The following is a 10230-nucleotide window of genomic DNA, read 5'->3' as shown; positions in this document are numbered from 1 at the left end:
GACAGCAACAGCTCGCCGCAGGCTGAACGAACAGACCGAACGAACAGACCGAACGAACAGACCGAACGAACAGGCCGAACGAGCAGGCTGAACGAACAGGCCGAACGAGCAGGCTGAACGAACAAGCCGAAGAGACAGGCTGAACAGACAGGCTGAACAGACAGGCCGAATTGCCAAGGCCCGGGCCCCCGCCCGGGCCTTTCCTCGGCCCTGGCTACTCTGGACCCCATGGACTACGTCTCCGCGCTCGTGCCCCCCGTAGTGATGGCCGCGCTCTTCATCGGTGTGATCGTGACGATGGTGAAGAGTCAGGGCGGTGCCAACAAGGCCAAGGAGGACGCCGTCGTCGACGCCACCCTCGCCCGTGCCGAACAGACCCGGCAAGCCGGACAGGACCGCCCCGTTTCGTAGGTGTTTGGCGGTGAATGCGCACGTCCTTGGCGCTATTCACCGTTTCTCCCGCTAGTGTGTCGAGTTGTGCCTCGCCCATTGGGAGAACTCGAAGACGCGGTCATGACGCGGGTGTGGAAGTGGAACCGCCCGGTCACCGTTCGAGAAGTCCTGGAAGACCTTCGGCAGGAACGGTCCATCGCCTACACCACGGTGATGACCGTTTTGGACAATCTTCATCAGAAGGGCTGGGTCCGCCGCGAGGCGGAAGGCCGTGCCTATCGATATGAGGCGGTCTCCACCCGCGCCGCCTACTCGGCCGCTCTGATGAACGACGCGTGGTCGCAGAGTGACAACCCCGCAGCCGCTCTCGTCGCCTTCTTCGGCATGATGAGCGAAGAACAGCGGCTCGCCCTCAGGGATGCCGTTCACATCGTCGAAGGACCGGAACAGGCCGAACGCTCCGAACAGGCCGAACGGTCCGAACAGAGCGAACGGTCCGAACAGAGCGAACAGGCCGAAGCGGCGGAACACACCGCCAACGAGAACCCCGCCTCAGCCCCGGACTCGACCGGGCGATAGCGTCCGCTCATGTCAGCGATCCGTCCCGAAGTCACCGCGAAAGCCATCACCGTCCGACGGGCCAGGACCAGCGATGTCAAGGCCGTACGCGGACTCCTTGACTCGTTCGTCCGTGGCCGTATCCTGCTCGACAAAGCGACGGTGACGCTTTACGAGGACATCCAGGAGTTCTGGGTCGCGGAACGCGACGACAACGGTGAGGTCGTGGGGTGCGGCGCACTCCACGTCATGTGGGAAGACCTCGCCGAAGTCCGCACTCTTGCCGTGAACCCCGACCTCAGGGGTTCCGGTGTCGGGCATCAGTTGCTGGAGAAGTTGCTCCAGACCGCCCGTTGGCTCGGTGTTCGTCGGGTTTTCTGCCTGACCTTTGAAGTGGACTTCTTCGGGAAGCACGGCTTCGTGGAGATCGGCGAGACGCCCGTTGACACCGATGTCTACGCCGAGCTGCTGCGTTCCTATGACGAGGGCGTCGCGGAGTTCCTCGGTCTCGAACGAGTGAAACCGAACACCTTGGGCAACAGTCGGATGCTTCTGCATCTGTGATCGGACATCTGTGATCGGGCATCTGCGATCGGCCGGGCAATTCCGGTGAGCCGCCCTGCCCCGGTTCCCTATGTCCGAAACGCGCATGTTTCCGGCCCGGGGAAGGGCGGCCGGTCTCTCCCGGGGGTTTGTGTTTTTCCCGCAAAAGCGGTTTGCTTTCCGATGTACTGCAGTACTGCATATAACAGGGGACGCGAATCGGCGGCGTACGCCGCGGCCTCGCTCCCGAGTTATCGATGAAAGGAAATCCGGTGGCACAGAAGGTTCAGGTCCTTCTTGTCGACGACCTCGACGGCGGCGAGGCCGACGAGACCGTGACGTTCGCGTTGGACGGCAAGACGTACGAGATCGACCTCACGACCGCCAATGCCGACAAGCTTCGCGGTCTCCTCGACGCGTACGTCAAGGGCGGCCGTCGTACCGGAGGCCGTGCTTCGGGCGGGCGTGGAAAGGCGCGTGTCGCCACCGGCGGCAGCCAGGACACCGCGCAGATCCGTGCTTGGGCGAAGGAGAACGGTTTCGAGGTCAATGACCGTGGCCGTGTTCCCGCGTCCATTCGCGAGGCTTACGAGAAGGCCAACGGCTGAGCGCTCGCGCGCCGCAGCCGGACGCGATGGCATTGGTTCGCCAGCGTGTCCACCAGCCGTACGAGATCGGGGGCGCCTCCGACGCCCCCCAGGGCCGACATCGTCGGCAGCGGGATCTCCGTCCCGCACCCTGTTTCAGGGGGCCGCAGCCAGACAGCGGCCCCCTGCGGATTTGTCCGGCCCGACGGTACGGGCGGGATAGGCGGGACGGGCGGGACGGGTGCCTCGATGTGGCCGCCCATGCCGATCGCCCTGAGGTCCGGCGTGAGCCCGCCCCAATCCAGCCACTCCAGCAGCCCCGGCAACTCGTCCGCGCTGCCCGCGGCCACCAGCAGCAGCAGCCGGTCCCCGCACCGGGCCACCGGAGAACCCGGCGCCCCTGTCCGCGCCCGCAGGCGCAGCGCCGCGAGACCCGCCTCGGCCGGCACGTCCAGCACGTCGAAGCGCGGGCCCACGGCCAGGAGCAGCGGAGACCCCGGGGAACCGGAACCGGGCACTGTCGCCCACCCAAGTTCGTTCTCGTACCAATGGCGTACGTCACCGGTGGCCTCACCGGCCACATCCGCACGGGTGTCGCTCGTGAGACCACCGGCGGTGACGCCCGTATCAAGAGGGCGACGAGGAAGAGGGACCGTGGAGACCATGCCAAAGCCAACCGCCGGGAGAGGCCGCGAGTTACGCTGGGTGTCCGAGCGGGCGCACAGAGTGCCGATTCCGGGGGCGCTCGGAGCGGTTCGGCGGCGCAAGGTTGTTCGCCCGTAGCGGAGGGAACCCGTGCATTCGGCATGGAGTGTCGGTCCGTACGGGTAAGACAATCCCTAGTGGGAGGGGGCGACACGCAGAAAAGGGCGTCTCACGTTCGCCATGGGCGTACTGATAGTGAGGGTATCTCCCTGGCCTGCGGGAACATCGTCTCGCACGATCGGGTTGGAGCATATGTCGGCGTACGGGGTCAGGAGGCTGTGTTGGTTCTCGGTCCGGTGTCGGCAGTTGGAATGAGCGGTCCCCGCTTGCGGGACTAAGCTGCGGAAGGACAGGGAGGGGAGCGTCCCCTTACTGCCTGACCGCTCTGAGGAGCGATTAACGATGTTCGAGAGGTTCACCGACCGCGCGCGGCGGGTTGTCGTCCTGGCTCAGGAAGAAGCCCGGATGCTCAACCACAACTACATCGGCACCGAGCACATCCTCCTGGGCCTGATCCACGAGGGTGAGGGTGTCGCCGCAAAGGCCCTGGAGAGCCTCGGCATTTCGCTTGAGGCGGTCCGCCAGCAGGTTGAGGAGATCATCGGGCAGGGTCAGCAGGCCCCGTCCGGGCACATCCCCTTCACCCCCCGAGCCAAGAAGGTCCTGGAGCTGTCGCTCCGCGAGGCCCTTCAGCTGGGCCACAACTACATCGGCACGGAGCACATCCTGCTCGGCCTGATCCGCGAGGGTGAGGGCGTCGCCGCCCAGGTCCTCGTCAAGCTGGGCGCAGATCTCAACCGGGTCCGGCAGCAGGTCATCCAGCTGCTCTCCGGCTACCAGGGCAAGGAGACCGCCGGCGCCAGTGGCGGCCCCGCCGAGGGCACCCCCTCGACGTCCCTGGTCCTCGACCAGTTCGGCCGGAACCTCACCCAGGCCGCCCGCGAATCCAAGCTCGACCCGGTCATCGGGCGCGAGAAGGAGATCGAGCGGGTCATGCAGGTGCTGTCCCGCCGTACGAAGAACAACCCGGTCCTCATCGGTGAGCCCGGCGTCGGCAAGACCGCCGTCGTCGAGGGTCTCGCCCAGGCCATCGTCAAGGGCGAGGTGCCCGAGACCCTCAAGGACAAGCACCTCTACACCCTTGACCTCGGCGCGCTGGTCGCCGGCTCCCGCTACCGCGGTGACTTCGAGGAGCGCCTGAAGAAGGTCCTCAAGGAGATCCGCACCCGCGGCGACATCATCCTGTTCATCGACGAGCTGCACACGCTCGTCGGCGCGGGTGCCGCCGAGGGCGCGATCGACGCGGCCTCCATCCTCAAGCCGATGCTGGCCCGCGGTGAGCTCCAGACCATCGGTGCCACCACGCTCGACGAGTACCGCAAGCACCTCGAGAAGGACGCGGCCCTCGAGCGCCGCTTCCAGCCGATCCAGGTGGCGGAGCCTTCCCTCCCCCACACGATCGAGATCCTCAAGGGCCTGCGCGACCGGTACGAGGCGCACCACCGTGTCTCGATCACCGACGAGGCCCTGGTGCAGGCGGCGACGCTCGCCGACCGGTACATCTCCGACCGGTTCCTGCCCGACAAGGCGATCGACCTCATCGACGAGGCCGGTTCCCGGATGCGCATCCGCCGGATGACCGCACCGCCGGACCTGCGCGAGTTCGACGAGAAGATCGCCGGCGTGCGCCGGGACAAGGAGTCCGCGATCGACTCGCAGGACTTCGAGAAGGCCGCCTCCCTCCGTGACAAGGAGAAGCAGCTCCTCGCCGCGAAGGCCAAGCGGGAGAAGGAGTGGAAGGCCGGCGACATGGACGTCGTCGCCGAGGTCGACGGCGAGCTGATCGCCGAGGTCCTCGCGACCGCCACCGGCATCCCGGTCTTCAAGCTGACCGAGGAGGAGTCGAGCCGCCTGCTGCGCATGGAGGACGAGCTCCACAAGCGGGTCATCGGCCAGAAGGACGCCGTCAAGGCGCTCTCGAAGGCGATCCGCCGTACGCGTGCCGGTCTGAAGGACCCGAAACGTCCCGGTGGTTCGTTCATCTTCGCGGGCCCGTCCGGTGTCGGTAAGACCGAGCTGAGCAAGGCCCTGGCCGAGTTCCTCTTCGGTGACGAGGACGCGCTGATCTCCCTCGACATGTCGGAGTTCAGCGAGAAGCACACGGTGTCGCGTCTCTTCGGTTCCCCGCCCGGATACGTGGGTTACGAAGAGGGCGGCCAGCTCACCGAGAAGGTCCGCCGCAAGCCGTTCTCCGTCGTCCTCTTCGACGAGGTGGAGAAGGCCCACCCGGACATCTTCAACTCGCTGCTGCAGATCCTGGAGGACGGTCGCCTGACCGACTCCCAGGGCCGGGTCGTGGACTTCAAGAACACGGTCATCATCATGACGACCAACCTCGGCACGCGGGACATCTCGAAGGGCTTCAACCTGGGCTTCGCGGCCTCCGGTGACAAGAAGTCCAACTACGAGCGCATGAAGAACAAGGTCTCGGACGAGCTCAAGCAGCACTTCCGCCCCGAGTTCCTCAACCGCGTCGACGACGTCGTCGTCTTCCCGCAGCTCACGCAGGACGACATCCTCCAGATCGTCGACCTGATGGTCGGCAAGGTGGACGAGCGCCTCAAGGACCGGGACATGGGCATCGAGCTCTCCCAGGCCGCCAAGGAGCTGCTGTCCAAGAAGGGTTACGACCCGGTGCTGGGCGCGCGTCCGCTGCGTCGCACGATCCAGCGCGAGATCGAGGACACGCTCTCCGAGAAGATCCTCTTCGGCGAGCTGCGCCCCGGTCACATCGTGGTCGTCGACACGGAGGGCGAGGGCGAGAGCGCGACCTTCACCTTCCGCGGCGAGGAGAAGTCGGCCCTGCCCGACGTCCCGCCGATCGAGCAGGCGGCCGGCGGAGCCGGACCGAACCTGAGCAAGGAGGCCTGACCCTCCGGGGTCGAGCCGAAGAAGTCGAGCCGAAAGGGGCCGGTGCTTTCCAGCACCGGCCCCTTTCGCATGCCCGCGAGGGCGGCTCGCCGGGCGACCTACGACAGCTGGCCGTCGTAGTCCGGGAGCTTGTACGTCTTCTCCGCGTGGCCGCCCGACAGGTCGGTGGTGCTGTTGCCGATGTTGGCGATGATCGTGTAGCCCTTGGCCTCGATGGCGACGCGCTGTGCGGTCTTGTAGTCGGCCACGTTCTTGAAGAGGTCGAACAGACCGCGGGTGTAAAGCCCGGCGACGTCGTAGCCGACGTGCGTGAGGTTGTACTGCGTCACGGGCTTGATGATGTCCGGGCGCGCGGTGACGAAGAACAGGGCGACGCCGTGCTCCTGGGCGTACTGGGCGACCTTCAGCACGGGCGCGTTGGCCGGTGACGGGTAGCTGAAGCCGAAGTCGGACTCCAGGGTGGTGTTGTCGATGTCGAAGACGATCGCCTGCTTCTCACCCTTGGAGGCGGCGGCTATGCGCTGCTTCAGATAGGGCAGGGCCTGGTCCATCACGGCCTGGCAGTCCCGCTGCCAGGTGGCGTGGTCGACGGCGGCCTTGGCGGCGGCCGCCGACACGGACGCGCTGCCCGTGGCGGTCGCGGCCTGGGCGGTGCCGGGGCCGGCCAGTGCCACCGCGGCGACGGCGGCGGCCGCGGTCAGGCCGATACGACGGGTCCAGGGCGTCCAGGAGCCTGCTGAGCCTCTTGTCATCGGGATGGGGGGTCCTCTCACATAGGCCGTGCGGTGCCAAGACATGCGCATGTCAGGCGTGCGGTGTCTGGGGCATGTTCGCGGGAGTGGGTGGCGCGGGTGGGAAGGGCACATTACTTGCGGGTAGCGAGGAGGTGCCAGTAGTCGGCGGGGTTTGTTTCGCCCGTTGCCGCCCGTTGCCGCCCGTTGCGCGCGTCACAGTCGGACCTTGATGGATCTTGGTGGCTGGTGACATGACACATAGGTGAAAAGTCCACTACTAGGGCGATTAGTGGGCGGTCGACCGACTGGGGCACGGTTTGTTCGGAGCATTGACTCCATTTGTTTTGTCAATATGTGGGTGAATTTATGGTCAACTACTGCCTTGTGTCGTAGATGGAGGGTTTGGGGAAGGGCGGGTTTCGGGGTTACCAAGGGATTGCCCATCCGGCCGGATCGCTCGTGCCGGGTGGCTTTTCTGTCCCCGTCCCCGTCCCTGTGAGGTCTCGATGTTCCGGCGCGCCACCACCCCGTCCCACGACTCCCGTACGGCCCGGGTCTCCCGTGTCTCCTGCCCCTCGGTTCTGGTGGCCGGGCTCGGTGCGTCGATCGTCCTGGGGGCGACCGGGGTCGCGGCGGCCGCGGAGACCGGTGCGGCGGGCGCCGTCCAGGTTCAGGCCGCCGCCAAGAAGGCCGCCTCGTGGGTGCACCCGGTCAAGAAGTACAAGCTCAGCGCGCGCTTCAACCAGGCCGGCAACATGTGGTCGTCCACCCACTCCGGCCAGGACTTCGCCGTGCCGAGCGGCACCGATGTCGTCGCCGCGCACGGCGGTACGGTCGTCAAGGCGGGCGGCAACGGCGCCGGTGACGGGCCGGCGTACGGCAACGCCGTCGTCATCAGGCACGGCAACGGGACGTACTCGCAGTACGCCCACCTGTCGCGGATCGGCGTGCGGATCGGCCAGGTCGTGGCCACCGGGCAGCGCATAGCCCAGTCCGGCAACACGGGGAACTCCAGCGGCCCGCACCTCCACTTCGAGGTCCGTACGACGCCGAACTACGGGTCGGCCGTCGACCCGGTCGCGTTTCTGCGGGCCAAGGGTGTGACGGTCTGAGCCGTCTGGTCTGTCTGGTCTGTTTGGTTCTTCCGGTTTATACCGTTTGTCCGGTCTGGCTGGTCCGTCTGGTCCGGCCGGTCTGTTCGGTTCGTTCGGTCCGTCGGGGGTGCTGGGGTTGCGGCCGTTACGACGGGTGCGACGAGTGCGACGGTTACGACGGTCGTTCCGCGCCCTCGTGGGCCTGGGTCACCAGGCCGATCGCGACCTCCAGGATCGCCTGACGCTTCTCGTCCGCGTCGCCCGCGAGGTCCTGGAGCACGAACATCCCGGCATGCAGCGTGAACATCGCGCTGATGCAGCGGACCTGGGCGACCAGGGGCGCTTCCGGGTCGATGATGATCTCCCGCATACCGAGCATGCGGGTCTTGAACATGTCGCCGATGCTCAGATCCCGTACCGTCGCCTGGTTCTCCTGCATGAAGCGGAAGAGGGGCGCCGCCACGGTGAGCACCTCGCTGTAGCGGCGTACGATCTCCCGCTTCACGTCGAGGGTGTGCGGCTGCTGCCGGCCCCACTCGATCAGGTCCTCGATCGGTTTCGTCAGGTCCTCGAACAGGCTGACGATGATCTCTTCCTTGGTCTTGAAGTGGTAGTAGAGAGCGGCCTTCGTGACGTCGAGGCGCTCGGCGATCTCCCGCAGTGAGGTCTTCTCGTAGCCCTGTTCGGCGAAGAGTTCGAGCGCCACGTCCTGGATGCGCTGACGGGTGTCCCCGCGTCGGCGCTGCTTGGTGCGGTCCATGCCCGTACTCCTGTTTCCGCTTCTCAAACCCCCGGAGTGCCCTTGGGGGAAAAACTTACTTGACGCCCGGCTAGTTAGGGGTCTAGCTTCCCAGTGTAGTCAACTTGCCGGGCGGCAAGTAAGTGGCAGTCTCGGGGGAGTGGGGCAGAGGCGATGGCGGACAAGCCGGCAGTGGTGGACGGGCAGGGTGAGCGGGGTGAGCCTGCTCAGCGCGATGAGCGCGATGAGCGGGACGAGCGCGATGAGCGGGCTCAGCAGGGTGAAGCGGTCGGGGAGGCCGGGGAGGCTCCTGAGGGCAAGCAGCCGCGGAGTGTGCGGGTGGTGCTGCTCGCGCTCATGATCGCGATGATGCTCGCGATGCTGGACAACATGATCATCGGTACGGCGATGCCGACGATCGTCGGTGAACTGGGTGGGCTCGAACACCTGGCGTGGGTCGTGACCGCCTACACGCTCGCCACCGCCGCCTCCACCCCGATCTGGGGCAAGCTCGGCGACATGTACGGGCGCAAGGGCGTCTTCATGAGCTCGATCGTGCTCTTCCTGATCGGTTCCGCGCTCAGCGGCATGGCCCAGGACATGGGCCAGTTGATCGGCTTCCGGGCGTTGCAGGGACTCGGTGCCGGTGGTCTGATGGTCGGGGTCATGGCGATCATCGGGGACCTGATCCCGCCGCGTGAGCGTGGCAAGTACCAGGGCCTGATGGCCGGTGTGATGGCGCTCGCCATGATCGGCGGACCACTGGTCGGCGGGGCGCTCACGGATCACCTGGGCTGGCGCTGGTCGTTCTACATCAACCTGCCGCTGGGTGTGGTGGCGCTGGCCGCCATCAGTGCCGTACTGCACCTGCCGAAGAAGCGGTCGAAGACGCGGATCGACTACCCGGGCGTCGCGCTGCTGACCGTCGGCATCACCTCGATCGTGCTCGTCACGACCTGGGGCGGTACGGAGTACGCGTGGGGCTCCGCCATGATCATGGAGCTGATCGGGATCGGCGTCGCCTCACTCGTCGGGTTCGTGTTCTGGCAGACCAAGGCCGTCGAGCCGATCATTCCGCTGCACATCTTCCGCAGCCGCAACTTCACGCTGATGTCGTTCATCGGCTTCATCACCGGGTTCGTGATGTTCGGCGCGGTGCTGTTCCTGCCGCTGTACCAGCAGTCCGTGCAGGGCGCGTCCGCGACCAACTCCGGACTGCTGCTGCTTCCGATGCTCGCGGCGATGATGGTCGTGTCCATGGTCGCGGGGCGGGTGACGACGAGCAGCGGCAAGTACAAGGTGTTCCCGCTGGTCGGGGGTGTGCTGCTGAGCGTCGGGCTGTATCTGTTCGCGCAGATGGACACGGAGACCTCGCGGCTGACGTCCGGTCTGTACATGGCGGTCGTCGGGGCGGGCCTCGGGTGTCTCATGCAGATCACCATGCTGGTCGCGCAGAACAGCGTCGAGATGAAGGACATGGGCGTCGCGTCCTCCACGACCACGCTGTTCCGTACGCTCGGGTCCTCGTTCGGGGTCGCGATCATGGGTGCGCTGTTCAACAGCCGCGTGCAGGACGTGATGAGCGAGCGGGCCGGGGCGCTGGGGTCCAAGGTGACCGAGCGGTCGGCGCAGTTGGACGCGGCGAGCCTGGCGAAGCTGCCGGCGGCGGCGCGGGAGGCGTACCAGTACGCGGTGTCCGCGGGGACGCACTCGGCGTTTCTGCTGGGGGCTGTGGTGGCGGTCGCGGTGCTGGTCGCTGCGGTGTTCGTGAAGGAGGTTCCGTTGAAGGGGGCGGAGTCGGGGAAGGGTGAGGGGGCGCCGGAGGCGGTGGAGGACGGGGCGTTGGCCAAGGGGGCTGTGGTGGAGGTCGGCTGACGTTTGACGTCTGACGTCTGACGTCGGGGGACGGTGAGGAGTTGATGGCCCTCGGGTGCTGCCTGCCCCGG

The 10230-nt window shown here is 66.5% G+C and carries 10 protein-coding genes; 7 read left to right on the top strand and 3 right to left on the bottom strand.

Annotated features, from left to right (window positions below):
- Positions 1-228: 228 nt before the first annotated feature.
- The 4 genes from AOK08_RS31775 (at position 229) to AOK08_RS31760 (ending at position 2102) form a co-directional block, all read left to right on the top strand.
- Positions 229-411 carry a hypothetical protein gene (locus AOK08_RS31775; protein WP_055532535.1) on the top strand — a complete coding sequence of 61 codons (183 nt, stop codon included), beginning with the start codon at positions 229-231 and terminating at the stop codon, positions 409-411.
- A 102-nt stretch (positions 412-513) separates the two neighbouring features.
- Positions 514-972, top strand: coding sequence for a BlaI/MecI/CopY family transcriptional regulator (locus AOK08_RS31770; RefSeq protein WP_055532534.1), 459 nt, complete (start codon positions 514-516; stop codon positions 970-972).
- Between the two features lie 9 nt (positions 973-981).
- On the top strand, positions 982-1515 hold the full coding sequence (locus AOK08_RS31765; protein WP_055532532.1) for an amino-acid N-acetyltransferase: 534 nt from the start codon (positions 982-984) through the stop codon (positions 1513-1515).
- 251 nt (positions 1516-1766) lie between these two features.
- Entirely contained in the window at positions 1767-2102 is a 336-nt protein-coding gene (locus tag AOK08_RS31760) for a histone-like nucleoid-structuring protein Lsr2 (RefSeq protein WP_055532530.1), read from the top strand.
- Here AOK08_RS31760 and AOK08_RS31755 read toward each other — a convergent pair.
- Positions 2081-2746: an SCO3374 family protein gene (locus AOK08_RS31755; RefSeq protein ID WP_055532528.1), complete on the bottom strand. Its 666-nt coding sequence runs from the start codon at positions 2744-2746 to the stop codon at positions 2081-2083. The two genes, AOK08_RS31760 and AOK08_RS31755, sit on opposite strands and share 22 nt — an antisense overlap.
- 442 nt (positions 2747-3188) lie before the next feature.
- Between AOK08_RS31755 and AOK08_RS31750 the strand changes: the two genes are divergently transcribed.
- The gene (locus tag AOK08_RS31750; protein ID WP_055532526.1) at positions 3189-5717 is read left to right on the top strand and encodes an ATP-dependent Clp protease ATP-binding subunit; all 2529 of its coding nucleotides are present in this window, start codon (positions 3189-3191) and stop codon (positions 5715-5717) included.
- Between the two features lie 98 nt (positions 5718-5815).
- Here AOK08_RS31750 and AOK08_RS31745 read toward each other — a convergent pair whose 3' ends face one another.
- A complete protein-coding gene (locus tag AOK08_RS31745; RefSeq protein WP_055532524.1) occupies positions 5816-6469 on the bottom strand; it encodes an HAD family acid phosphatase in 654 nt (217 codons plus the stop codon).
- A 488-nt stretch (positions 6470-6957) separates the two neighbouring features.
- Between AOK08_RS31745 and AOK08_RS31740 the strand changes: the two genes are divergently transcribed.
- Positions 6958-7563: a M23 family metallopeptidase gene (locus AOK08_RS31740; RefSeq protein ID WP_055532522.1), complete on the top strand. Its 606-nt coding sequence runs from the start codon at positions 6958-6960 to the stop codon at positions 7561-7563.
- 154 nt (positions 7564-7717) lie between these two features.
- Here AOK08_RS31740 and AOK08_RS31735 read toward each other — a convergent pair whose 3' ends face one another.
- A complete protein-coding gene (locus AOK08_RS31735) occupies positions 7718-8305 on the bottom strand; it encodes a TetR/AcrR family transcriptional regulator (RefSeq protein ID WP_055532521.1) in 588 nt (195 codons plus the stop codon).
- A gap of 153 nt (positions 8306-8458) precedes the next feature.
- On the opposite strand from AOK08_RS31735, the gene AOK08_RS31730 reads away from it, so the two are divergent.
- A complete protein-coding gene (locus AOK08_RS31730) occupies positions 8459-10159 on the top strand; it encodes an MDR family MFS transporter (protein WP_079054393.1) in 1701 nt (566 codons plus the stop codon).
- Positions 10160-10230: the final 71 nt, after the last annotated feature.

It is taken from the genome of Streptomyces graminilatus (assembly GCF_001418565.1).
Taxonomy (GTDB): domain Bacteria; phylum Actinomycetota; class Actinomycetes; order Streptomycetales; family Streptomycetaceae; genus Streptomyces; species Streptomyces graminilatus.
This window is presented reverse-complemented; position numbering and strand designations above follow the sequence as displayed.